Origin of the sequence: Streptomyces sp. NPDC091281 (genome assembly GCF_044757425.1) — a bacterium.
In the GTDB taxonomy this organism is placed as follows: domain Bacteria; phylum Actinomycetota; class Actinomycetes; order Streptomycetales; family Streptomycetaceae; genus Streptomyces.
This window is the reverse complement of the sequence record NZ_JBIVUY010000007.1, coordinates 201,215-224,457: the sequence shown is the minus strand read 5'-3', so window position 1 is coordinate 224,457 and position 23,243 is coordinate 201,215. Positions and strand designations below refer to the sequence as shown.

Sequence of the window (23,243 nt, the reverse complement as noted above, 5' to 3'; positions counted from 1 at the left end):
TTGCCCTCCCCGAGCACACCGTTGAGCTTTGAGTGGTGGCGGCATCTCAGCACGGATCGCGGCGCCGGGCCAAGGGGGCGGGTGAAGGATTTCACAAAGTCGTGGGACTCAAGGGGTTCCCGGGATTCAGCTCATCCGCAGTGCCAGGAAGAAGTCCAGCTTGTCCTCCAGGCGCGCCAGGTCCCGGCCCGTCAACTGCTCGATCCGGCCGACGCGGTAGCGCAGCGTGTTGACGTGCAGGTGCAGCCGGGCCGCGCAGCGCGTCCACGAGCCGTCGCAGTCGAGGAACGCCTCGAGCGTCGGGATCAGCTCGGCCCGGTGGCGGCGGTCGTAGTCGCGCAGCGGGTCCAGCAGGCGCGCGGTGAAGGCGCGGCGCACGTCGTCGGGGACGAACGGCAGCAGCAGCACGTGGGAGGCAAGCTCCTGGTGGCCGGCCGCGCAGACCCGGCCGGTGCGGGCCGCCGCGACCCGGCGCGCGTGCCGGGCCTCCTCCAGCGCCCCGCGCAGCCCCTCCGCCGAGTGCACGGCCGCGCTCACGCCGAGGGTGAGCCGTCCGTCGCCGTCCAGGCCCGCCGTCAGCGGCTCCCGTACGGAGGCGAGGAGGGCGTCGGCGAGGATGCCGGTCTCGCTGCCGTCGTGCTCGCTGGACACGGCGGGCAGCGGGACCAGGGCCACCGCCTCGTCGCCGGTGTGCGCCACCGCGATCCGGTCGGACGGCTCGGTGCCGGTGGCGTGCGGGTCGACGAGGATCTCCTCCAGCAGGGCCTGGGCGACCGGTCCGCCCGCGATCCCGCTCCCCGTCCCCCCGCCGCCGGGCCCTCCGGCGGTTCCCCCGCCGCTCCCGGGCATGGCGCCACCGGTTGCGCCGCCGCTCCCCGCCAAGGTCCCCCCGGTTCCGCCGGTCGTCCCCGCCCCGCCGCTCCCACCGCCCGTGCCGCTCCGCCCGGCGGTCTCCCCGCCGTCCCCCGGCAGCCCGCCGCCCCCGCCCGCCGCGCCCGCCGCCCCCGCAGTACTGCCCGCGCCGCCCGCAGCCCCGGCGGCCCCCGCGCTCCGCGCGTCCCACTCCACCCGTGCCACGACCACCTGCCAGTGCGGCGCTGCCCCCAGCCCCGGCAGCAGCACCGGCGCGGCCACCCGCAGCCGCGCCGCGATCTCGGAGGGGGCCGCGCCCGACTGGACCAGTTCCAGGATCTCCTGCGCGAGCCGCCTGCGCACGGTGCGCGCCGCGTCCCGCCGCTCCCGCTCCACCGCGATCAGCTGCGTGACGCCGTACAGCAGGTCGAGCCGTTCCTCCGCCCAGTCCCCGGCGTCCGCCTCGACCGCGAGCAGCCAGTCCGACAGCACGCTCTCGCGCACGTCCCGCCCGGCCTCCCGCTCCCGGCCGCCGCCGCCGTGGATCGGGAAGAGGGAGTACGTCGTGCGTCCGGCCGCGACCCGGTGCGGTGCCCGGCGGCCCGAGCGGACGGCGGCGAGGTGTTCGGCGGCCAGCCGCGCGCCCACCTCGGGCGCCAGCCCGGGGCCCGCGGCCTTGGGGCCCGCGACGAGCCGTCCGGCGGGGGAGAGGACCCAGGCCCGCAGGTCCAGGTCGGAGCCGAGCAGGTCCAGGACCACGTCCGGGCCGCCGCCCGCCGGGCCGGAGGTCATCAGCCTGCGGTGCCGGTCGACGACGGCGGCGAGGTCCCCGGCCCGCTCCCCGGACACCTGCCGGACGACGTACTCGGTGATGGTGGCGAAGGCCACCGACTCGTGCACCGCGAACAGCGGCATCCGGTGCCGCGCGCAGGCCCGCACCAGGTCGTCCGGGACGTCGGCCAGCTCGGCCTCCCCGGCGGCGAGGCCGCTGACCCCCGCCTGCGCCAGGATGCGGACGAAGGGCTCGGAGTCGGCCGCGTCCCGGCGCCAGGCCAGCCCGGTCAGGACCAGCTCGCCGCCCGAGAGATAGCGGCTCGGGTCCTTGAGGTCGGTGGTCATGACCCCGCGGACCGAGCGGTTCAGCTCGTCCTCGCCGCCGAGCAGCCGCAGCCCCAGCGCGTCCGTGTCCAGCAGTGCGCGCAGCCGCATTCTCGTCGCCGCCGTTCCTTGTCCGGAAATCTACGATGAAGGTGTGGGGACGAGCGGGGTCCCGCGGCGCCCGCGACGGGTGCCCCGGCCGTCCGGCCTCCCGGCCGCTCTGTCCAGCGGCATTCTTCGGTGACCGGACCGCTTCCCACGTTTCCACGGGAAAACCAGGAGGTTACTGATGGCTTCCGTTCATACGAATCTACAAGATGCCTGGGGTGACCAGCCAACTCCTTCATGGTTTCGGTGACTGACCCGACCGGAGCAGCACCCTGTGTACTGGCGGCGATCCGTGTGAACAGCACAGGGGAGAAGACCCCTCACGGAAGGCGCCGGGCGCGCGGGACGCGTCTCCCGCCGCCCGTCACGAGAGCACAGATCAGGCCGCACGAGACCCGCCCGCACCATCCGGCCCACCGGCCCACCGCATCCGCGGACCCACCGGACCCGGAAGCCACGCCAGACCCCCAGCCCCCTGACCCGCCACCCCCTCCCCGACCCGCCACCCTTCCCGGACCCGCCGAGCCCCCCGACCCGCAGCGCCGCCTGCCCCGCCGCCCCCCCGGACCCGCCCGACACGCCTCACGACACCAGAAGAGAGCCGGTCATGGACTTCCTTCGCCCCGCCAGCTGGGAGGAGGCGCTCGCCGCGAAGGCCGCGCACCCCTCCGCGGTACCGATCGCGGGCGGCACCGACGTCATGGTCGAGATCAACTTCGACCACCGTCGGCCCACGCACCTGCTCGACCTCACCCGCGTCGGTGACCTCTACGAGTGGGAGACCGGCGCGGACTCCGTACGGCTCGGCGCCTCCGTCCCGTACACGCGGATCATGGAGCACCTGCGGACCGAGCTGCCTGGTCTGGCGCTCGCCTCGCACACCGTGGCCTCCCCGCAGATCCGCAACCGCGGCGGCGTCGGCGGCAACCTCGGCACCGCCTCGCCCGCCGGGGACGCCCACCCCGCCCTGCTCGCGGCGGGCGCCGAGGTCGAGGCGGAGTCGGTACGCGGCACCCGGCGCATCCCGATCGACGCGTTCTACACCGGCGTGAAGCGCAACGCGCTCGCCCCCGACGAGCTGATCCGCGCCGTGCACGTGAGGAAGGCCGACGGGCCGCAGCAGTACTCCAAGGTCGGCACCCGCAACGCCATGGTCATCGCGGTCTGCGCCTTCGGCCTCGCCCTGCACCCCGCCACCCGGACCGTGCGGACCGGGATCGGCTCCGCCGCGCCCACCCCGGTCCGCGCGAAGACCGCCGAGGAGTTCCTGAACGCGGCGCTCGACGAGGGCGGCTTCTGGGACAACGGCAAGGTCGTCACCCCCTCCGTCGTCCGCCGGTTCGCCGACCTGTGCGCCGCCGCCTGCAACCCGATCGACGATGTCCGCGGCACCGCGAGCTACCGCCGGCACGCCGTCGGCGTCATGGCGCGCCGCACGCTGACCTGGACCTGGGAGTCGTACCGCGGCGGTCGCCGCGCCACCGAGGGAGCTGCCTGATGCGTGTCACCTTCACCGTCAACGGACGGCCGCAGGAGGCCGACGACGTCTGGGAGGGCGAGTCCCTGCTGTACGTGCTGCGCGAACGGCTGGGCCTGCCCGGCTCCAAGAACGCCTGCGAACAGGGCGAGTGCGGCTCGTGCACGGTCCGCCTCGACGGCGTGCCGGTCTGCTCCTGTCTCGTCGCCGCCGGTCAGGCCGAGGGCCGCGAGGTGGTCACCGTGGAGGGCCTCGCCGACCTCGCCCGGCGGCGCGCCCACGGCACCGACGCCGCGGACCCGGCGCACGGAGGCGGGATCTCCCTCGACGAGGCCCGCACCTGGCAGGCCCGCGGGGCCGACTCGCAGACCGGCGAGGGCGACGCGCTCTCCCCGGTGCAGCAGGCGTTCGTCGACGCGGGCGCCGTCCAGTGCGGCTTCTGCACACCGGGGCTGCTGGTCGCCGCCGACGAGCTGCTGGAGCACCACCCGAGCCCGTCGGACGCCGACATCCGCGAGGCGCTCTCCGGCAACCTGTGCCGCTGCACCGGCTACGAGAAGATCATGGACGCGGTGCGCCTCGCGGCGGCCCGCCAGGGCGAGGGGGTCTGAGATGCCCACCGACGGTGTGCCCACCCGCCTCACCCAGGGCTCGCGGACCCGCGGCGGCATCGGCGAGTCCACGCTCCGCCCCGACGGCGTCCTCAAGGTCACCGGCGAGTTCGCCTACTCCTCCGACCTCTGGCACGAGGACATGCTCTGGGGGCAGATCCTGCGCTCGCCCGTCGCCCACGCCGAGATCGTCTCCATCGACACCGGCGAGGCCGTCGCCACCCCCGGCGTGTACGCCGTCCTCACCTACGACGACCTGCCGACCCGCGTACGGAACTACGGCCTGGAGATCCAGGACACCCCCGTCCTCGCCCACGGCAAGGTCCGCCACCACGGCGAACCCGTCGCCCTCGTCGCCGCCGACCACCCCGAGACCGCCCGCCGGGCCGCCGCCAAGATCCGGGTCGAGTACCGCGATCTGCCGGTCGTCACCGACGAGGCCTCCGCGACCGCGCCCGACGCCGTCCTCGTCCACGAGGGCCGCACCGACCACCACATCGGCCACGTCGCCCACCCCAACATCGTGCACCGCCAGCCCGTCATCCGTGGCGACGCCGACGCCGCCGCCCTGCGCGCGGACGTCGTCGTGCGCGGCGACTACGTCTTCGGCATGCAGGACCAGGCCTTCCTCGGCCCGGAGTCCGGCCTCGCCGTCCCCGAGGAGGACGGCGGCGTCCACCTCTACATCGCCACCCAGTGGCTCCACTCCGACCTGCGGCAGATCGCGCCCGTCCTCGGCCTGCCCGAGGAGAAGGTCCGCATGACGCTGGCGGGCGTCGGCGGCGCCTTCGGCGGGCGCGAGGACCTGTCGATGCAGATCCACGCCTGCCTGCTCGCCCTGCGCACCGGCAAGCCCGTCAAGATGGTCTACAACCGCTTCGAGTCCTTCTTCGGCCACGTCCACCGCCACCCCGCCCGCCTGCACTACGAGCACGGCGCGACCCGCGACGGGAAACTCACCCACGTCCGCTGCCGGATCGTCCTCGACGGCGGCGCCTACGCCTCCGCCTCCCCGGCCGTCGTCGGCAACGCCGCCTCGCTGAGCGTCGGCCCGTACGTCGTCGAGGACGTCGACATCGAGGCGATCGCCCTCTACACCAACAACCCGCCCTGCGGCGCGATGCGCGGCTTCGGCGCCGTCCAGGCCTGCTTCGCCTACGAGGCCCAGATGGACAAGCTCGCGAAGGAACTCGGCCTGGACCCCGTGGAGTTCCGGCAGCGCAACGCCATGGAACAGGGCACGGTCATGCCGACCGGACAGCGCGTCGACTCGCCCGCCCCGGTCGCCGAACTCCTGCGCCGCGTCAAGGCGATGCCGATGCCGCCGGAGCGCCAGTGGGAGAGCAGCGAGGGCGCCGACATCCGCGCGCTGCCCGGCGGGCTCTCCAACACCACGCACGGCGAGGGCGTCGTGCGGGGCGTCGGATACGCGGTCGGCATCAAGAACGTGGGTTTCTCCGAGGGGTTCGACGACTACTCCACCGCCCGGGTCCGCCTGGAGGTCGTCGCGGGCGAGGCCGTCGCCACCGTGCACACCGCGATGGCGGAGGTCGGCCAGGGCGGCGTCACCGTGCACGCGCAGATCGCCCGCACCGAGCTGGGCGTCGCCCGCGTCACCATCGACCCCGCCGACACCCGGGTGGGCAGCGCCGGTTCGACCTCCGCGTCCCGGCAGACGTACGTCACCGGGGGCGCCGTCAAGAACTCCTGCGAGCTGGTGCGGGAGAAGGTCCTGGAGCTGGGGCGGCGCCGCTTCGGGACGTACCACCCGGCGTGGGCGCACGCCGAACTCCTCCTGGAGGGCGGCAAGGTGGTCACCGACGCCGGTGAGGTCCTCGCCGACCTGGTGGACGTCCTCGGCGACGACGCCGTCGAGGTGGAGGCCGAGTGGCGGCACCGGCCCACCGAGCCCTTCGACCTGCGCACCGGGCAGGGCTTCGGGCACGTCCAGTACTCGTTCGCCGCGCACCGGGCGGTGGTCGAGGTCGACACCGAACTCGGCATGGTGAAGGTGGTCGAGCTGGCCTGCGCGCAGGACGTCGGCAAGGCCCTCAACCCGCTCTCCGTCGTCGGCCAGATCCAGGGCGGCACCGTCCAGGGCCTCGGCATCGCGGTGATGGAGGAGATCGTCGTCGACCCGGTGACGGCGAAGGTCCGCAACCCGTCCTTCACCGACTACCTGATCCCCACCATCCTCGACACCCCGACCATCCCCGTCGACGTCCTCGAACTCGCCGACGACCACGCCCCGTACGGGCTGCGCGGCATCGGCGAGGCACCCACCCTGTCGTCCACCCCGGCGGTCCTCGCGGCGATCCGCGCCGCGACCGGCCTGGAGCTGACCCGCACCCCGGTCCGCCCCGAACACCTCACGGGCACCGCGTGACCGCCCGCGCCCGGTCCCGCGCCCCGGCCGGGCGACCACCGCCCCCGCGGCCCCGAGCCCGCCACCGGGAGCGGTGCCACCAGGGACGTCGACCACCGCGGACGTGACACCGCCGGCACAGCCCGAGGAGACCGAGATGCTGGACATCGCCGAGGAACTCGACCGGTGGGTCGGGCAGGGCCGCGACTTCGCCGTGGCCACCGTCGTCGCGGTCGGCGGCAGCGCCCCGCGGCCGCCCGGCGCCGCCCTCGCCGTGGACCGCGGCGGCGAGGCGGTCGGCTCGGTCTCCGGAGGCTGCGTCGAGGGCGCCGTGTACGACCTGTGCGCGCAGGTGCTCGCCGACGGGGTGCCCGTCCTCGAACGGTTCGGCTACAGCGACGAGGACGCCTTCGCCGTCGGCCTCACCTGCGGCGGCGTCCTCGACGTCCTCGTCGTCCCGGTCCGCCGCGGCGATGCCGTGCGCCCGGTCGTCGCGGCGGCCCTGCGGTCGGCCGCGGAGGGCGCGGGCGCGGCGCTGGCGCGGATCGTCACCGGGCCGGCCGACCTGGTCGGCCGCGCCCTCCTCGTCGGCCCCGGCGGCTCCCGGCAGGGCGGCTTCGGCGCCCACCCCGAACTGGACCGCACGGTCGCCGCCGAGGCGCTCGCCCTCCTCGACGCGGGCCGCACCGGCACCCTGGAGATCGGCGCGGAGGGCTCCCGCTGCGGCGCCCCGCTCACCGTCCTCGTCGAGGCGTCCGTCCCGCCGCCCCGGATGATCGTGTTCGGGGCGATCGACTTCGCGTCGGCGCTGGTCCGGGTCGGCAAGTTCCTCGGCCACCACGTCACGGTCTGCGACGCCCGGCCCGTGTTCGCGACGCAGGCCCGCTTCCCGGAGGCCGACGAGGTCGTCGTCGCCTGGCCGCACCGGTACCTGGAACGCACCGCGACCGACGCCCGCACCGTCCTGTGCGTCCTCACCCACGACGCCAAGTTCGACGTCCCGCTGCTCCGCCTCGCGCTACGGCTCCCGGTCGCCTACGTCGGCGCCATGGGCTCCCGCCGCACCCACCTGGACCGCAACGCCCGCCTGCGCGAGGTCGGCGTCACCGAGCCCGAACTCGCCCGCCTGCACTCCCCGATCGGCCTCGACCTCGGCGCCCGCACCCCCGAGGAGACGGCCCTGTCCATCGCCGCCGAGATCGTCGCCCTCCGCCGCGGCGGCACCGGCGCCTCCCTGACGGGCGCCCACACCCCGATCCATCACGACCGGGTCGGGGGACCGGAGGGCCGGATCACCTCCCCGGCCTGACCGGCCCCACCCGCCGCGCCACCGGCTGATCGGGCCAGGCGAACGCGTACGCCGTCTTGCCCGCGCCGCGCACCTTCACGGCATGCGCAGCAACCGGTTCGCGGCGCGGCCGAAGACCGCCAGGGACGTGGAGCGGACCAGGGGGTTCGCGGCGGACGGGACGAGGCGGAGGCGGAGGTCCTCCTCCCAGCGGACGTGGGCGCGTCCGCCGGGGCCGGGGCCGACGGTGATCTCGGCCCAGCCGTGCACCGTACGGCCGCGCTTCTCCAGGCGGCAGCGGCCCGGTTCGCCGTCCCCGGGCGGGGACCAGACCGTCACCTCCATGCGGTCGTCGAAGGCGAGCGGGCCGATGCCCGAGCGGGCCACGAACTCCGTGCCGACGCGGGTCGGTCCCGGGGTGAGCATGGTGACGCGGGTCAGCGGGACCACGGCGCCGTGCCGGGGCCAGTCGGTGAGCCGCCGCCAGGCCTCCGCGGGGGAGAGCGGGGCCGTGCGTTCGAACTGGAAGGTGACCACACAGTGATCGTAAGGAGTCCCGGCGACCGGACGGACCGTTCCGTCCCGGCTCACACTTCCGGCCCAGCGCGGGATGCGCGCGCGAGCGTATGCGAAACGTTTCGCCGTGTCCGGTGCGCGGGGGTCAGCGGTAGACCTTTCCGGGCTCCGCCCGCCCCGGCGCGAGCAGTTGGGGGACCGTCACGAAGACGTAGCCGCGCTCCTTCAGCGCGTCCACGATGCCCGGTACGGCGGGCACCGTCCCGGCGTAGATGTCGTGCAGCAGGATGATGCCGTCCCGCTCGGTCCGGTCGAGGACGCGGCGGCGGATGAGGTCGGAGTCCTCGGTCGTGTAGTCCTTCGCGGTCACCGTCCACAGCACCTCGGCGAGACCCAGTTCGCGGCAGATCCGGTGCACGGTCGCGTCGGTGCGGCCCTGCGGCGGGCGCATCAGGGTGGGGCGGCGCCCGGTCAGCCGCTCTATCTCCCGGTCGGTGCGCTCCAGTTCGTCGCGTATCCCGTCCGGCGGGAGATCCGTGAGGATCTTGTGGTCCCAGGTGTGACTGGCCACCTCGTGGCCCTCGGCGGCCATCCGCCGCACCAGCTCCGGGTACTTCTCGATGTGCCGCGCCCCGAGCAGGAAGAACGTCGCGGGGACCTGTTTCTCCTTGAGGATGTCGAGCAGGCGGGCGGAGTTCTCGCTGGGGCCCGCGTCGAAGGTGAGGGCGACGCACTTCGCGACGCGGCAGTCGACGGTCCCGAACCGGGCCGCCTGCGTGGCCGCCGCCGTCACCGCGGGCTCCGCACGCACCGTGCTCGGCGCGGTGGTCTCCAGGCGCGTACAGCCGGTCAGGGCGAGTGTCAGCGCGGCGACGGCGGCGGCCACCGCGGCCCCCGTTGTCCGGATCGCGCCCAACGGGTTCCCCGTGCGCGCCGTCTTCGTGGTCGGAATCTTCTTGGTCAGAAAAGGCATGCCGGGACTATACAAAGAACGTATAGACGGTGTGTATAGCGGGTCACCTGCGGAGATGGTGCGGTGAGCCCGCGTTTTGGCGTGTCTGAGGCCGCCCCCCTCGCTCTTGGAAACCGATCGGTTTGACTCCTGAAACCGATCGGTTTACGCTGCCCTGGACAGCTCGGAAACCGATCGGTTTCAGGTGGGGGAGATGCTGAAGAAGATCAGGAGACGCCCATGACCGCGATCCAGAACTCCGTCGTCCTCGTCACCGGCGGCAGCCGCGGCGTCGGCAAGGCCCTCGTCGAGGAGGCGTACGCCCGCGGCGCGCGCACGGTGTACGCCACCGCCCGCGACCCGCGCACCGTGACCCACCCGGACGCCGTCCCGCTCGCCCTGGAGGTCACCGACCCCGCCTCCGTCGCGGCCGCCGCCGAGCGGGCGGGCGACGTCACGATCCTGGTCAACAACGCGGGCGTCGCCATCGGCGCCCGCTTCCTCGACGGCCCCCTCGACACCGTCCGCGCCGAGTTCGAGACCAACTTCTACGGACCCCTCCTCGTCGCCCGCGCCTTCGTGCCCGTCCTCGAACGCAACGGCGGCGGCCACCTCGTCAACGTCCACTCCGCGCTCTCCTGGGTCTCCGACGGCAGCGCCTACAGCGCCACCAAGGCCGCCCTGTGGTCCCAGACCAACGCCCTCCGCGTCGACCTGCACCCGCGCGGCATCCACGTCACCGGCCTGCACATGGCCTACGTCGACACCGACATGACCCGTACCGTCGACGCCCCCAAGTCCAGCGCCCACGACATCGCGACGGCCGCCCTCGACGGTGTGGAGGCCGGGGCGTACGAGGTCCTCGCCGACGACGTCACCCGCTGGGTCAAGGGACGGCTCTCCGGCGACGTCACCGAGCTGTACGAGCAGCTCGCCGCCTGATCCGGGCCGCCCCGCCGTCGGCAAACCGTTCGGTTTTCCCGCGGCGTCCGGCCGGGTTAGCCTCGCACCATGCGCACCGACATCAGCGGCACCGGCACCGCCGGTACCGTCCCCTCCGCCGCACCGGGTGGGCCGGACGGGCCGGACGCGTCCGCGGCCCGGCCCGGCGCCCGCGACCGGCTGCTCACCGCGGCGGCCGAACTCTCCTACCGCGAGGGCGTCGGCATCGGGGTGGAGGCCCTGTGCCGGGCCGCGGGGGTGTCCAAGCGGTCGATGTACCAGCTCTTCGACAGCAAGGACGAGCTGCTCGCCGCGAGCCTCGTCGAGCGGACGGCCGCGGTCACCGCGGCGATGCGCCCTCCGGCGGACAGCGGCGGCACACCCCGCGCCCGCGTCCTGTACGTCTTCGAACGCGTCCAGGAACAGGCCGTCCTGCCCGACTACCGGGGCTGTCCCTTCCTCGCCGTCCAGGTCGAGCTGAAGAACCCCGACCATCCCGCGAGCCGTGCCGCCCGCCGCGTCAAGGACGACCTCGCCGCGTTCTTCCGCGGCGAGGCCGAGCGGGGCGGCGCCGCCGATCCCGCCCTGCTGACACGCCAGTTGATGCTGCTCTTCGACGGCGCCAGCGCCCGCGCGGGCATCGGTGTCGACGACCTGTCCGGCCTGATCCTGCCCACCGTCACCACCCTCCTGGACGCGGCCGGCCTGCGCTGAGGACCGGGCGCCCGGAACGGAACCGGCCGGTGGCCGGAACGGGACCGGCCGGTGGTCGGCGCGGCGGGCGTGTCACCCGTCTCCGCGAATCTTCGGCTGAACGTTCACATCCGGTGATTCCGCCGTTACCCGGCGCGGGGCCGCGCCCCTCGCGGATCATGGACGGGCCGAGCGCCGCTCCGCCGGCCGTGTCCCCCCGCATCGGCGCGCCCCGCGTCACCAGGAGTCCGCATGACCACACCACGCATCGAGATCGTGCACCCGGGCGACCTCACCACCGTGGACATCGGCCACTGGAACGACCTGCGCACCACGGCCACGGCCGCCGCCAACCCCTTCATGAGCGCCGAGTTCACCCGCGCCGTCGGCCGCGTCCGGCCCGACACCCGGGTCGCCGTCCTGCGCCGCGCCGACCGCCCCGTCGGCTACTTCCCGCACCAGCGCGGCCCGTTGGGGCACGGGCGCGCCGTCGGCCTCGGCGTCTCCGACTGCCAGGGAGCCGTGCTCCAGCCCGACGTACGCCTCGACCCGCAGTACCTGATGCGCGCCTGCTCCCTCAACGCCTGGGAGTTCAACCACCTGGAGAGCGGCCAGGACCTCTTCCTGCCGTACGCCACCGGCCAGTTCGCCTCCCCGGTCGTCGACCTCCGCGGCGGCTTCGCGTCCTACGAGGCCCATCTCCGGTCCCACGCACGCGGGTTCCTCAAGGGCGCCCGCGCCCAGGAACGCCGGATGGCCCGCGATCTGGGCGAGTTGAGGTTCGTCTACGACGAGCGCGACCCCGCGGCGCTGCGCGCCCTCGTCTCCTGGAAGTCCGCCCACTACCGGCGCACCGGACGCCGCGACCCCTTCTCCCGGACCTGGATCGCCCGCCTCGTCGACCTCCTCGCCGAGACGGCCACGCCGCACTGCTCCGGCACCCTCTCCGTGCTGTACGCCGCGGACCGGCCCGTCGCCGCCCACTTCGGGCTGCGCTCCCGCACCGTCTTCTCCTGCTGGTTCCCCTCCTACGACCGGACCGTCGCCACGTACTCCCCGGGGCGGGTGCTGTGTCTGCGGATGATCGAGGCGTCCGCCGGGGCGGGGATCGACCTGTTCGACTTCGGGCGCGGGGAGGCCGCGTACAAGAACTCGTTCAAGACCGGGGATCTGCTGGTCCACGAGGGGGCCCTGCGGGCGGGCGGGGCGGGGGGTGCGCTGCACTGGCTGCGGCATGAGCCCGCGCGGGTGCTGCACCGGGTGGTGCGGGAGCAGCCTGCCCTGCGGGCGGCCGCGATCGGTACGTTGCGGTTCGTGGGGCGGGTGCGGGGGCGCTGAGGGTGCCGCCGGCGGGGGGCGGTTCCAGGGTGCCTCCGGTGGGGGCGGTCCAGGGTGCGCCCGGGGGTGCGGTGTCGTGCGCGGTTCCTCGCGCCCCTGGGGGAGTTGCGGCGGGCGCGGGTTCTGAGGGGGCCGGGGGCGGAGTGCTGTGCGCGGTTCCCCGCGCCCCTGAAGGGGGTGCGAAGGCCGCCGGAATGAGTGCTCTGTCCGCGGTTCCCCCGCGCCCCTGAGGGGGGTGGTGGTGCTGTTCCCCCTCAGGGGGCTGTTCGTCAGAGGTCGAACTCGTGCGGGGGGAGGTCCAGGGCGAAGCAGGCCTCGCGGACCACGGCTTGTTCCGTCTTGTCGAAGTCGCCGTCGGCGCCGCCGATGACGATGCCGATCTGGATGACGGCGCGGGCCTCGACGGGCTTCTTCTTCGCCTTGGCGACCTCCTGCAACACACTCACCTTGCCGAAGGCGAAGTCGGCGGTCAGCTTCGCGAGGTTCTCCTCGAAGCGGCGCTGGAGGTCGGTCGCGTCGAAGTTGCGCAGCACCTCGTTGGTGCCGATCAGCTGGGCCACGCGCTGCCGCTCCGACGGGTCCACCGTCCCGTCGGCCGCCGCGACCAGCGCGCACATCGCCATGCTCGCGTCGCGGAAGGCGCCGCTCTTCAGGTCGTTCTTCTTCGCCAGGAGCTGCGTCTGCATCGTCGACGCGGACTCCTTGAGGCGGTCCCACAGGGCCATGCGCACTCCACAGGTCGTCGGGGCCCGGACCGCCCGGACGGCGGCCCGCGACCCCTGTCTTTCTACGTCAGTGTAGAAGATCAGGACTCGTCGTCGCCCTCGAAGAAGTCCCCCACCTCGTCCACGACTTCGGCCGCGACCATGCCGCCCACGACGCCGACCGCCAGCCCGGCCGCGCCCGCCGCCACCGCCGTACCGACCCCCGGCCCGGACCGGTGCTCCCCGTGACCGTGCTCGTGGTCGGGTCCGTGGCCGTACGCCGCGTGGGTCCCGTACGACGCCCGGTGGTCGACCAGGTGCCGGACCCAGCCGTCGACCTCCGCGGTGCGGGTGGCCTGGTCCCGTACGTCGTGGTGGTCGACGGTGAAGCGGGCCAGCGCGTCGTGGCCCTCGGAGAGGAACCCGCCGCGCTTGTCCGCCTCCAGGACCACCTCGACGCCGCCGGGGTGGGCGAGGAAGGTCACCTCGATCTCGTTCACCTCGTGGGCGTACGCGGGGGGCGGCGTCAGTTCGATCTCCTGGTAGAACGGCAGCTGCTGCCCCGTCCCGCCGATCCGGCCGTACTCCAGGTCCGCCGAGCGGAAGCCGAACCCGAGCTGTCCGAACGCCTCCAGCACCGCCTCCTGCGCGGGCAGCGGGCCGACGGTGAGCTGGTCGAGGTCGCCCGTGTCGCGGGCCCCGGCCACCGCGAGCCCGGTCCGGACGCCGAGGACGACGCCCAGCGGCTGCTCGTACAGCTCCGTCACCGGGGTCTCCCACGGCAGGCCCACCGAGAACGGCACCGCGTGCTCCTCGCCCGCCGCCAGCCGGAAGCCGCCGCCGACGGTGAGCCGGTCGAAGACGACGACGCCCTCGCTCTCGCCCTCCGCGTGCTCCGCCTCGACCCGGGCGACCAGTTCCAGCGTGACCTGCTCGATGTCGGAGGCGGACGTCCCGCCCCGCAGGACCACCCGCCCCGAGAGGCTTCCGCCGGGCAGCGCCGGACCGGGGTCCAGCACCGTGTCCACCGTGGGGCCGCCCACACCGAGCGAACCGAGCAGTCGTTTGAACACCATCGCGGCGTCCACTCCTTCTTCCGTAGCGGCAACAGCCGAGAACGGCGGGAACCGGGCCGCCGGGACCGGCCGGGACCGGCCGGGGACGGCACGGAACGGTCCGGGAACAACCGGCGCACCCCGCTCGTTCTCTACAGGCACGTAGAAGCATAGGGTGGTCGCCACCCCGTGACCGGCCGATCCGGCCACCGTCCCCCGGACGGTGCCCGGCCGCCCGCACGGGACCCGAACACCCCATCGAGAGAGACGAAGGAGCCGGAGACCCGCCATGGGTGAGCCTCCCAGTACGAGCGGCAGACGCACGGCCGCGCCCCCCACCCCCACCGAGCCCGAAGGAACGGGGGTGGCGCGGTGACCGAGGTCCTGCTGCTGCTCCTGGCCTTCGCGCTGATCCTGGCCTGCGCGGTGTTCGTCGCCGCGGAGTTCTCGCTGACCACCGTCGAGCGCGGTGACCTGGAGCGCGCGGCCGAGGCGGGTGAGCGCGGCGCCGAAGGCGCCCTCAAGGCCGTCCGCCGCCTGACCCTCCAGCTGTCCGGCGCCCAGCTCGGCATCACCGTGACCTCCCTGGTCATCGGCATGCTCGCCGAGCCCTCCCTCGCCTCGCTGCTGCGCGGCCCGCTGCGCGCGGCCGGGCTCGGCGGGGCCGCGCCGACCGTCGCGACCCTGCTGGGCGTCGCGCTCTCCACCGTCGTGCTGATGGTGGTCGGCGAGCTGGTGCCGAAGAACTGGGCGATCTCCCGCCCGCTCGCCGTCGCCAAGGTGGTCGCCGGTCCGCAGCGCGGCTTCACCGCCGCCTTCGGCCCGTTCATCCACCACCTCAACGACACGGCGAACCGGTTCGTCCGCCGCGTCGGCCTGGAGCCCGCCGAGGAACTCGCCTCGGCCCGCGGCCCCGAGGAACTCGCCGCCCTCGCCCAGCACTCGGCCGCCGAGGGCGCTCTGGAGGCCGACTCGGCCGAACTCTTCGTCCGCACGCTCCACCTGGGCGAGCTGACCGCGGAGAACGTGATGACCCCGCGTGTCGACGTCCGCGCGCTGGAGGCCCACGCCACGGCCGCCGACGCGGCCGTCCTCACCCACGCCACCGGCCTGTCCCGCTTCCCGGTCTACCGCGACAGCCTGGACGAGGTCGTCGGCACCGTCCACATCCGCGACGTCCTCGCCCTGCCGCCCGAGCGGCGCGCCGACACGCCCGTCACCGAGCTGGCCACCGCCCCGCTGCTGGTCCCCGACAGCCTGCCCGCGGACCGGCTGCTGGAGCGGCTGCGCGCGCACCGCACCATGGCCGTCGTCATCGACGAGTACGGCGGCACGGCGGGCGTGGCCACCGTGGAGGACATCGTCGAGGAGGTCGTCGGCGAGGTCCGCGACGAGCACGACCCCGTCGAGGTCCCCGACCTGATCCCGGTCGGGACCGGCACGAACGGCACAAACGGCACGGCGGGCACGGACGGCGGGGCCGGTCCGGACGGTTCCGGAGGCACGGGCGCCCCGGCCGTCTGGGAGGCCGACGGCTCGGTCCGCGTCGACCGCCTCGCCGACCTGGGCCTGACCGCGCCCGAGGGGCCGTACGAAACCCTCGCGGGCCTGGTGGCCACCCGCCTCGGGCGGATACCGGCCGAGGGGGACGCCGTCGGCCTCGACGACGGCTGGCGCCTGGAGGTCCTGGCCGTCGCGCACCACCGCGCCGACCGCGTCCGCGTCACCGCCCCGCCGCCGCACGCACCGGACCGTCCCGGGCCCGGCCCGGACGCCGGTCCGCAGCGGGTGCCCGCCGTCGCCGGGGAGGAGACCCGATGACCGTCCTGCAACTCGTCATCGGCGCGCTCACCCTGGTGACCAACGCCTTCTTCGTGGGCGCCGAGTTCGCCCTGATCTCGGTGCGCCGCAGCCAGGTCGAGCCGCGCGCCCGGGACGGCGACAAGCGGGCCCGGATGACCCTGTGGGGCCTCCAGCACCTCTCGGCGCTGATGGCCACCGCCCAGCTCGGCATCACCGTGTCCTCGCTGGTCCTCGGCGCGGTCGCGGAACCGGCCATCGCGCACCTGCTGGAGCCGGTGTTCGAGGCGGTCCACGTGCCGCACGCCCTGGTCCACCCGATCGCCTTCGTCATCGCGCTCACCGTGGCGACCTACCTGCACATGCTGGTCGGCGAGATGATCCCGAAGAACATCGCGCTGGCCGCGCCGGTGCCGACGGCGCTGCTGCTCGGCCCGCCGCTGGTCGCCCTCACCCGGGCGCTGCGGCCGGTGGTGTTCGGCATCAACGCCTTCGCCAACGTCCTGCTCAGGCTGTTGCGGGTCGAGCCGAAGGACGAGGTGGAGTCCGTCTACACCGACGACCAGCTCGCCCGGATCGTGGTCGACTCCAGCGCGGCCGGACTGCTGACCCCGGCCGACGGCGAGCGGCTGCGCGACGCGCTGGAACTGGGCACCCGCCCGGTGGGCGAGATCCTCGTCCCCGCGCCCCTGATGCGGACGGTCGACGCGCGCGTCACCCCGGCCGAGCTGGAGCGGACGGCCGCCGCGGCCGGGTTCTCCCGCTTCCCGGTCACCGGCCCCGACGCCACCCTGCTGGGCTACCTGCACATCAAGGACACCCTCGGGGTCGCCGACCGCGACCGCCCCTTCCCGCGCACGGCCCTGCACCCGGTCACCCGGGTCCGGATCGACACCCCGCTGGACGACACCCTCACCGCGCTGCGCACCGACGGCAGCCACCTGGCCGCCGTCACCGGCGAGACGGGCACCGTGCTCGGCTTCGTCACGATGGAGGACGTCCTGACGGAACTGGTCGGCCCGGCGACGCCCCCCGACCGGGCACCGACGGCGGCGCAGCCCGCCTGACCGCCCGGCGGCGTCTCGCCGACGCCGCCCTGGTCCCCACGACGCCCCCGGAGCACCGAAGCCCCACCGCTCCGGGGGCGTCGAGGACCGTGGCTGTCCTCAACTCCCGTTAGCGTGCGGGGCATGAGGAAGACGACCGCCACTCCCGCGCCCGCCCCCGTGCTCGGCCGCCGCGCCCTCAACCGGGCCACCCTGGACCGCCAGCTCCTGCTGCGCCGCTCCCCAATGTCGGCGAAGGCCGCGGTGGCGCACCTCCTCGGACTCCAGGCGCAGAACGTCAAGCCGCCCTACCACGCCCTCGCCGCCCGCCTCGACGGGTTCGCCCCGCAGGAGCTGTCGGCGCTGATGGCGGACCGGGAAGTGGTCCGGATCGTCACGATGCGCTCGACGATCCACACCCACACCGCCGACGACTGCCTCACCCTGCGCCCGCTGGTGCAGCCCGCCCGCGACCGCGAGCTGACGTACTTCCGCAAGGGCCTCGCCGGGGTCGACCTGGACCGGCTCGCCGGACTGGCCCGCGGCCTGGTCGAGGAGGAGCCGCGCACCATGGGGCAGCTGCGTGAGGCGCTTGCCGTGGAGTGGCCGGACGCCGATCCGCAGTCGCTGGCCACCGCCGCCCGCTGTCTGCTGCCGCTGGTCCAGGTCACCCCGCGCGGACTTTGGGGGAGGAGCGGCCAGGTCGCGCTCACCACCGCCGAGCACTGGCTCGGCCGTCCCGCCGCGTCGTCCCCGGACCCGGAGACCGCCGTACGGCGCTATCTCGCCGCGTTCGGGCCCGCCTCCGTGAAGGACATGCAGACCTGGGCCGGGCTGACCCGGCTGCGCGAGGTCTTCGAGCGGCTCCGCCCGGAGCTGCTGACCTTCCGCGACGAGCGGGGCGTGGAGCTGTTCGACCTGCCGGACGCCCCGCGCCCCGACCCGGACACCCCGGCGCCGCCGCGTTTCCTGCCCGAGTTCGACAACGTGCTCCTCTCGCACGCCGACCGCACCCGGATCGTCCCCGACGACCTCAAGGGCCGCACCTGGCGGGGCAACCAGGCGTATCCCACCTTCCTGGTCGACGGCTTCCTCGCCGGGGTGTGGCGGCTGGAGGCGGACGCGCTGGTCGTCGAGCCCTTCGGCGAGCTGAGCGCGGCCCGGTGGCGTGAGGTCACCGCGGAGGCCGAGCGCCTGCTCGCCGTGATGCACCCGGACGCGTCGTACGGCGTCCGCCTCGGCACCGTCATCGACCGGCCCGCCGCCCCCTGAATGCCCGTCCCCCCGGTTCCTCAGGGCCCGCTCGTCAGTCCGCGCGGCCCGTGACCGCGACCGAGACGCCGAGGCCGATCATCGCGCAGCCGCCCGCGCCGCCCACCAGGGACAGGCGGCGGTCGGACCGGGCGAACCAGGTGCGGGCCACCGACGCGCCGAGCCCCCACAACGTGTCCGTGACCAGGCCGATCGAGACGGGCACCAGGCCGAGCAGGAGCATCTGGAGCGGGACCTGTCCGGCGGAGTGGTCCACGAACTGGGGGAGCACGGCGGCGAAGAACACCACGCCCTTGGGGTTGGTCACGCCGACCAGGACCCCGTCGAGCACCGTCCGCAGATCACCGCGCGCCGCGGCCACGGGCGCCCCCGGCTCCGTGCCGGGCGCCGGCCCGGCGGCCGCGGTGATCGCCGACGCCGTCAGCTCCTTGCGGTGCCGGAACGCCTGCACGCCCAGGAAGACCAGGTAGGCGGCGCCCGCCAGCTTCACCGTCAGATAGACCGTCGCGGAGCGCTCCACCAGCGAACCGATCCCGACGGCGACCGCCACGACCAGCAGGTACGAACCGAAGACGTTGCCGAGCGCGGTGGCGACCGCCGTGCGGCGGCCGTGGGCCAGCGCCCGCCCGATCACGAACAGCACACTCGGGCCGGGGATCACGATCACCAGCAACGACATGGCCGCGAAGGCCAGCAGACGGTCCGTGGACACCATCGACACCACCTCATCCGTTCCGTACGCGGCTCATTGAAACAGGCACCGAAACGGAAAGCACGGGGTCGTCGGCGAGAAGATCCCAGGTGAAGGGGCGGGACGGTACAGGCCCCGGAACCGGCCCGGCCCCGGCGCCGAAGCGGCCCCGGACCGGCGCCCGCCGGGAAGCGGGCCGGACGCGGGGCATGGAGAGGGGGCGCTGCGGGCCGCTCGTGGAGGCTCGCAGCGCCCCCTGGTCAGGCACACCCGGAGGGACGGCTCAGGGTGCGGGGCGGGGCGGGGTGCGCGGGCGGGTCAGGAGCTGACCTGCGCCGCGACCAGGCTGGAGAAGGTGGTCAGCCGGGTGTAGACACCCGGGTGACCGGCCTGGGCGCAGCCCTCGCCCCAGGAAGTAATACCTGCCAGGACGCCCCCGATGAGCAGGGGACCGCCGCTGTCGCCCTGGCAGGTGTCCACGCCGCCGGAGGAGTATCCGGCGCACACCATGTCGCTCGCGACGAAGTCGGAGCCGTAGGAACTGCCGCAGCTGCTGTTGGAGACGAGGGGCACGGTCGCCGTCCGCAGCTGGTTCGACGAGCTGCCGCCCGCCGAGGTGGTGCCCCAGCCGAGCACCCGGGCACTGGTCCCGGTGGTGTACACGCCGGTCTGGGAGGAGGTGACGTACGACACCGGGGTGTACGGCATCGACGTCGACAGGGTCAGGACGGCCACGTCGTCGCCGTCGGTGGCATCGGTGTAGTCGGGGTGCACCCAGATCCGGCTGACCCGGGCCACCGTGCCGTTCGTTCCGTTGAGGTACGTCCGGCCGCCGACGACGCGGACACTGCCCGTCGTCTCGCCGACCATGCAGTGGGCGGCGGTGACCACCTTGGTCGGCGAGACGAGGGTGCCGCCGCAGAACTGGTTCTGCGAGGCATCCGTGATCTGCATGACGAACGGGTACGCCGTCGTCGTGGTCGTGCTGCCGCCTACGATCGGCTGGGGGGCCGCCACAGCGTTGGGGGCGCTGAGAAGTGCGGTCACGGTCGCGGCGGCGGTGGCCGCGACGAGTGCCGCGGCCCTTCTCGCACGGTGGAACCCGAACATGGATCTCCTTGCTGGGAGCTGCCGGTGGGGGGTCGCGCGGGCGTGGGGGGTGCACCGGAGTCCTGGAGACCGACCCCGGTGTGCCCGGCGAGCGGCACGTCCCTTACGCTAGGGCGCGACCGCCACCCCTCCCAATGAGGGAACCCCCTAAGGGAGTTGGGGAGGGAAAACCCTCGGTCGGCCCTCCGGCACCCCTGCGCGGCGCACCCCGCCGGGCCCGTGCGAGCAGTGAACCCGCCGCCCGCTCAGTTCGCGTGACGCCCCGCCGCCAGCCGGACGATGTCCACCCGCGAGCGGATGCCCAGCTTCCGGTAGACCCGGGTCAGCGTCGCCTCCACCGTCTTGACGCTGATGAACAGGCGGGCGGCGATCTCCCGGTTGGTGGCGCCCTCCATCACCAGCGCGGCCACCTGACGCTCCATCGCCGCCAGCCCCTCCAGGGCGTCCAGCGCGGTGTCACGGGGCGCGGCGGCGGGCGGCGCGGCCACCGGACCGGCGGCGGCCGCCTCGACCTGCCGCAGCCAGGGCAGCGCGCGGCAGCGCCGGAACAGCCGCGCCGCCTCGTCGTACGAGGTCGGCCCCGGCCGCCCGGTACGGAGCCGGGCCAGGGCGAACGCGGCGCGCGCCTCCTCCAGGCCGTGCCCGAGCTTCGCGAGCCGGTCCTGAGCGGACGTCAGCTGCGCGAGGGCGGCCTCCTCGTCGCCGCGCGCGGCCCGCACCAGCGCCTCCGCGCGGTCCAGGATCGCGAGGACGCTCTCCCGGCCCAGCCGCAGGGCGTGCTCGCGGGCGACGTCGATGACGTCCTGCGCCTCGCCCGTCTCGCCGACCTGGACCAGGGCCTCGGCGAGGTCGGCCTGCCAGCGGCCCCGGCCGGGGTCGGTGATGCCGAGACCCAGCTCCAGTTCCCGCACCCGGCGCAGCGAGGTCACCGCGCCCGCCGGGTTCCCCGACACCAACTGGGCGTATCCCAGGGCGCCGAGAGCCCGCGACAGGTACATCTGGTCGCCGTCCTCCTCGGCGGTGGCGACGGCCTCCCCGGCGAGGGCGAGGGCCCGTTCGACGTCCCCGGCGGACGCCTCGGTGAACGAGGCGAGCATCGCGGAGGCGCCGAGCCCGATCCCCGAGTCACGGGCCAGCCGCAGGCTCTCCCGCGCCAGGTCCAGGGCGCGCCCGCAGTGACCGGTGCGCAGTTCGGTCTCGGCGAGGAAGCGGTGGAAGTGCACCTCGCTCTCGACCATGCCGCGCCGCCGCACCTCGCGCAGCAGGCCGGTGATCGTGGTACGGGCCTCCGGCAGCTGGTCCGTCATCAGCAGCCAGCGGAACCGGGCCATCCCGGCGCCGTTGTGGTGGCACGCCACGTAGGGGTCCTGGGGTTCGGCGAGCGCCTTCCGGATGGTGGCGGGCGCGTCCGGGTGGCCCATCAGGGTCTCGGTGGACGCCTGGAACGACAGCGCCATCAGTTCGGTGCGGCGGTCCCCGCCGCGCGCCGCGAGGTCCGCCGCGTGCGCGGCCTCGGTGCGCGCGGTACGGAAGTCGCCCTCGACGATGAGGCCCCGCCAGGCGAGCCGGTAGTGGACCAGGGCGAGCAGCCGGGGGTCGTCGCCCGCGTCGGCGAGGACCTGCGGGAAGACGGCGTCGACGTCACCGAGGGACTGGCCGGCCGCCTCGATGACGACCTCCCAGGCCCGGACCCGCTCGGCGGGCGCGGTGGCCCGGGTCAGCACCTCGCGCGCGATGTCGCGGGCGAGGTCGACCTCGCCCGCGGTGATGGCGTCCTCGGCGGCCTGGAGCCGCCGGTCGTCGGGGTGCGGTTCGCCGTCGGCGGGGGTGTGCCGGGCGGCGAGCAGACCGAGGGAGGCGGCCACCGAGGGCGCGCCGCGGTCCCGGGCCTGCGCGGCGGCGTCCGCGAGCCGTCCCGCGACCTCGGGGTCGGTGCCGATGGTGGCGAGGGCCAGGTGGCGGGCGCGCTCGATGGGGTCGGAGGCGGCCGTGGAGAGCGCGGCGTGCGCGGCCCGCCGTTCGTGCGCGGGCGCCTCCGCGTAGAGCGCGGCCGAGATCAGGGGGTGTGCGAAGCGGACGCCCGCCGGGCCCTCGGGCTCGGTGGAGAGCAGGCCCAGCGCGGCGGCCTGCGCCATCTCGGCCTCGGCGTGCTCGCGGCCCGCCGCGTGCAGCAGGGCCGGGGTCGGCCGGGCGCCGGCGCTGGCCACCAGGAGGGTGCGGCGGGCCTCCTCGGAGAGCATGTCGAGGCGGCTGAGCACCAGGGCGCGCAGCGAGGTCGGCACCGGCAGCGGCTCGCCCGGCCGGGGCGGGACGGGGTTCTCGCCGAGGGCGCGGCCCAGCTCCAGGGCGAACAGCGGGTTGCCGCCGCTGGTGCGGTGGATCTCCCGCACGGTGGAGCGGGGCAGGTCGGTGTAGCCGCGGTGGCCGAGGAGGGTGGAGACCTGGGCGAGGCCCAGCGGGTTGAGCCGGATGGCCAGGGTGTCGGGCGGGGACGCGCGTAGATGCCGGTCGTACTCCTGTCCCTCGGTGCGGACCGCGCACAGCAGCTGCACCGGGGTGTCACCGAGGCGGCGGGCGGCGAAGCCGAGGAGTTCGGCGCTGGCGGAATCCAGCCACTGGAGGTCGTCGGCGACCAGCAGCACCGGGCCCTCGGCGGCGAGGGCGCGCAGCGCGGACAGGACGGCCAGCCGCAGGGCGAGGCCGTCGTGCAGGAGGGTCGACTCGGCGCGGCCGGTGAGCGCCGATTCGAGGGCGCTGCGCTGGGCGGCGGGCAGCTTTCCGGCGACCTCGTCCAGGACCAGACCAAAGAGGTCGGCGAGCGCCAGGAACGGCAGGTGCGATTCCGACTCGGTCGCCGAGCAGCGCAGGACGGTGCGGGCCGTCTCGCCGTAATCGGCGGCCAATGCCCGCAGGACGGTCGACTTTCCTATTCCGGCGGGCCCGTGCAGGAGGACGCTGCCGCCGCCGGTGAGCTGCTCCCGGGCCGCCGTGAACAGCTCGTCCCTGCCGATGACCAGGTCGGGGCGGCATCGGGCAGGCTCCTGGAAGTCCCGTCGCACGGTCACCGCTCCCTTCCTAGTGTCGTGTTCGGGCCAAATTCTAGGCAACGTCTCTTTGAAATTCGGAGGGACGGTGTGGTGAGGGAGATAACAGCGGACGCATGGAGCAATTCATCCAGGCGGTTGCTGAATGGACTGTCATCGTTCCGAGACCTCCCCGGCCGGTTTCCGACCGCTTCCGGCGCCGGTGCCCACGCCCCCTGCGCGCCCCCTGCCGGGGGTCGCGCGGGCCGCGCGGGACGCCGCCGCGCACCCGAGGCGCACCC

At 74.5% G+C, this 23,243-nt stretch carries 18 protein-coding genes; 10 read left to right on the top strand and 8 right to left on the bottom strand.

The genetic code is table 11. From position 1 onward, the window contains the following. Nucleotides 1–126: 126 nt before the first annotated feature. On the bottom strand, nt 127–2,061 hold the full coding sequence (locus ACIQPQ_RS20095) for a PucR family transcriptional regulator (protein ID WP_401305549.1): 1,935 nt from the start codon (nt 2,059–2,061) through the stop codon (nt 127–129). Between the two features lie 604 nt (nt 2,062–2,665). On the opposite strand from ACIQPQ_RS20095, the gene ACIQPQ_RS20090 reads away from it, so the two are divergent. From ACIQPQ_RS20090 to ACIQPQ_RS20075, 4 genes are all read left to right on the top strand, one after another. Continuing rightward, the gene (locus ACIQPQ_RS20090; protein WP_401305547.1) at nt 2,666–3,556 is read left to right on the top strand and encodes an FAD binding domain-containing protein; all 891 of its coding nucleotides are present in this window, start codon (nt 2,666–2,668) and stop codon (nt 3,554–3,556) included. Continuing rightward, the gene (locus tag ACIQPQ_RS20085; protein WP_401305545.1) at nt 3,556–4,146 is read left to right on the top strand and encodes a (2Fe-2S)-binding protein; all 591 of its coding nucleotides are present in this window, start codon (nt 3,556–3,558) and stop codon (nt 4,144–4,146) included. Before ACIQPQ_RS20090 ends, ACIQPQ_RS20085 begins: the two co-directional genes overlap by 1 nt. A 1-nt stretch (nt 4,147) precedes the next feature. Next, complete coding sequence (locus tag ACIQPQ_RS20080; protein ID WP_401305544.1) at nt 4,148–6,532, top strand: xanthine dehydrogenase family protein molybdopterin-binding subunit; 2,385 nt, start codon at nt 4,148–4,150, stop codon at nt 6,530–6,532. Between the two features lie 136 nt (nt 6,533–6,668). After that, a complete protein-coding gene (locus ACIQPQ_RS20075) occupies nt 6,669–7,820 on the top strand; it encodes an XdhC family protein (protein ID WP_401305905.1) in 1,152 nt (383 codons plus the stop codon). A gap of 75 nt (nt 7,821–7,895) precedes the next feature. Here ACIQPQ_RS20075 and ACIQPQ_RS20070 read toward each other — a convergent pair whose 3' ends face one another. Both ACIQPQ_RS20070 and ACIQPQ_RS20065 read right to left on the bottom strand, forming a co-directional pair. Next, nucleotides 7,896–8,336, bottom strand: coding sequence for an SRPBCC family protein (locus ACIQPQ_RS20070; protein ID WP_401305542.1), 441 nt, complete (start codon nt 8,334–8,336; stop codon nt 7,896–7,898). A gap of 124 nt (nt 8,337–8,460) precedes the next feature. Further along, nucleotides 8,461–9,288, bottom strand: coding sequence for a polysaccharide deacetylase family protein (locus ACIQPQ_RS20065; protein WP_401305540.1), 828 nt, complete (start codon nt 9,286–9,288; stop codon nt 8,461–8,463). A gap of 219 nt (nt 9,289–9,507) precedes the next feature. On the opposite strand from ACIQPQ_RS20065, the gene ACIQPQ_RS20060 reads away from it, so the two are divergent. The 3 genes from ACIQPQ_RS20060 (at nt 9,508) to ACIQPQ_RS20050 (ending at nt 12,240) form a co-directional block, all read left to right on the top strand. Beyond that, on the top strand, nt 9,508–10,209 hold the full coding sequence (locus ACIQPQ_RS20060) for an SDR family oxidoreductase (protein ID WP_401305538.1): 702 nt from the start codon (nt 9,508–9,510) through the stop codon (nt 10,207–10,209). 69 nt (nt 10,210–10,278) lie between these two features. Beyond that, nucleotides 10,279–10,923 (top strand): TetR/AcrR family transcriptional regulator, encoded by a 645-nt coding sequence (locus ACIQPQ_RS20055; RefSeq protein ID WP_401305537.1) that lies wholly within the window; start codon nt 10,279–10,281, stop codon nt 10,921–10,923. 231 nt (nt 10,924–11,154) lie between these two features. Next, complete coding sequence (locus ACIQPQ_RS20050) at nt 11,155–12,240, top strand: GNAT family N-acetyltransferase (RefSeq protein WP_383775179.1); 1,086 nt, start codon at nt 11,155–11,157, stop codon at nt 12,238–12,240. A gap of 269 nt (nt 12,241–12,509) precedes the next feature. Here ACIQPQ_RS20050 and ACIQPQ_RS20045 read toward each other — a convergent pair whose 3' ends face one another. Next, on the bottom strand, nt 12,510–12,965 hold the full coding sequence (locus tag ACIQPQ_RS20045; RefSeq protein ID WP_401305534.1) for a tellurite resistance TerB family protein: 456 nt from the start codon (nt 12,963–12,965) through the stop codon (nt 12,510–12,512). An 80-nt stretch (nt 12,966–13,045) separates the two neighbouring features. Further along, nucleotides 13,046–14,020: a sporulation protein gene (locus tag ACIQPQ_RS20040; protein ID WP_401305533.1), complete on the bottom strand. Its 975-nt coding sequence runs from the start codon at nt 14,018–14,020 to the stop codon at nt 13,046–13,048. 351 nt (nt 14,021–14,371) lie between these two features. Between ACIQPQ_RS20040 and ACIQPQ_RS20035 the strand changes: the two genes are divergently transcribed. From ACIQPQ_RS20035 to ACIQPQ_RS20025, 3 genes are all read left to right on the top strand, one after another. Next, nucleotides 14,372–15,820: a hemolysin family protein gene (locus ACIQPQ_RS20035; protein WP_401305531.1), complete on the top strand. Its 1,449-nt coding sequence runs from the start codon at nt 14,372–14,374 to the stop codon at nt 15,818–15,820. Then, the gene (locus tag ACIQPQ_RS20030; protein WP_401305529.1) at nt 15,817–16,866 is read left to right on the top strand and encodes a hemolysin family protein; all 1,050 of its coding nucleotides are present in this window, start codon (nt 15,817–15,819) and stop codon (nt 16,864–16,866) included. Before ACIQPQ_RS20035 ends, ACIQPQ_RS20030 begins: the two co-directional genes overlap by 4 nt. A 123-nt stretch (nt 16,867–16,989) precedes the next feature. Then, nucleotides 16,990–18,117, top strand: coding sequence for a winged helix DNA-binding domain-containing protein (locus tag ACIQPQ_RS20025; protein WP_401305527.1), 1,128 nt, complete (start codon nt 16,990–16,992; stop codon nt 18,115–18,117). A gap of 34 nt (nt 18,118–18,151) precedes the next feature. Here the strand turns inward: ACIQPQ_RS20025 and ACIQPQ_RS20020 are convergent, their stop codons facing one another. From ACIQPQ_RS20020 to ACIQPQ_RS20010, 3 genes are all read right to left on the bottom strand, one after another. Continuing rightward, a complete protein-coding gene (locus ACIQPQ_RS20020; protein ID WP_401305525.1) occupies nt 18,152–18,832 on the bottom strand; it encodes a LysE family translocator in 681 nt (226 codons plus the stop codon). Nucleotides 18,833–19,126: 294 nt separating this feature from the next. Further along, nucleotides 19,127–19,918: a S1 family peptidase gene (locus ACIQPQ_RS20015; protein WP_401305524.1), complete on the bottom strand. Its 792-nt coding sequence runs from the start codon at nt 19,916–19,918 to the stop codon at nt 19,127–19,129. 245 nt (nt 19,919–20,163) lie between these two features. Beyond that, complete coding sequence (locus ACIQPQ_RS20010) at nt 20,164–22,983, bottom strand: AAA family ATPase (protein ID WP_401305522.1); 2,820 nt, start codon at nt 22,981–22,983, stop codon at nt 20,164–20,166. Nucleotides 22,984–23,243: the final 260 nt, after the last annotated feature.

Coding starts and splice junctions, on each gene's coding strand:
- ACIQPQ_RS20045 (WP_401305534.1), bottom strand. CDS start 12,965: ATGGCCCTGTGGGACCGCCTCAAGGAGTCCGCGTCGACGATGCAGACG.
- ACIQPQ_RS20055 (WP_401305537.1), top strand. CDS start 10,279: ATGCGCACCGACATCAGCGGCACCGGCACCGCCGGTACCGTCCCCTCC.
- ACIQPQ_RS20095 (WP_401305549.1), bottom strand. CDS start 2,061: ATGCGGCTGCGCGCACTGCTGGACACGGACGCGCTGGGGCTGCGGCTG.
- ACIQPQ_RS20020 (WP_401305525.1), bottom strand. CDS start 18,832: ATGGTGTCCACGGACCGTCTGCTGGCCTTCGCGGCCATGTCGTTGCTG.
- ACIQPQ_RS20040 (WP_401305533.1), bottom strand. CDS start 14,020: ATGGTGTTCAAACGACTGCTCGGTTCGCTCGGTGTGGGCGGCCCCACG.
- ACIQPQ_RS20060 (WP_401305538.1), top strand. CDS start 9,508: ATGACCGCGATCCAGAACTCCGTCGTCCTCGTCACCGGCGGCAGCCGC.
- ACIQPQ_RS20050 (WP_383775179.1), top strand. CDS start 11,155: ATGACCACACCACGCATCGAGATCGTGCACCCGGGCGACCTCACCACC.
- ACIQPQ_RS20090 (WP_401305547.1), top strand. CDS start 2,666: ATGGACTTCCTTCGCCCCGCCAGCTGGGAGGAGGCGCTCGCCGCGAAG.
- ACIQPQ_RS20075 (WP_401305905.1), top strand. CDS start 6,669: ATGCTGGACATCGCCGAGGAACTCGACCGGTGGGTCGGGCAGGGCCGC.
- ACIQPQ_RS20065 (WP_401305540.1), bottom strand. CDS start 9,288: ATGCCTTTTCTGACCAAGAAGATTCCGACCACGAAGACGGCGCGCACG.
- ACIQPQ_RS20080 (WP_401305544.1), top strand. CDS start 4,148: ATGCCCACCGACGGTGTGCCCACCCGCCTCACCCAGGGCTCGCGGACC.
- ACIQPQ_RS20025 (WP_401305527.1), top strand. CDS start 16,990: ATGAGGAAGACGACCGCCACTCCCGCGCCCGCCCCCGTGCTCGGCCGC.
- ACIQPQ_RS20015 (WP_401305524.1), bottom strand. CDS start 19,918: ATGTTCGGGTTCCACCGTGCGAGAAGGGCCGCGGCACTCGTCGCGGCC.
- ACIQPQ_RS20085 (WP_401305545.1), top strand. CDS start 3,556: ATGCGTGTCACCTTCACCGTCAACGGACGGCCGCAGGAGGCCGACGAC.
- ACIQPQ_RS20030 (WP_401305529.1), top strand. CDS start 15,817: ATGACCGTCCTGCAACTCGTCATCGGCGCGCTCACCCTGGTGACCAAC.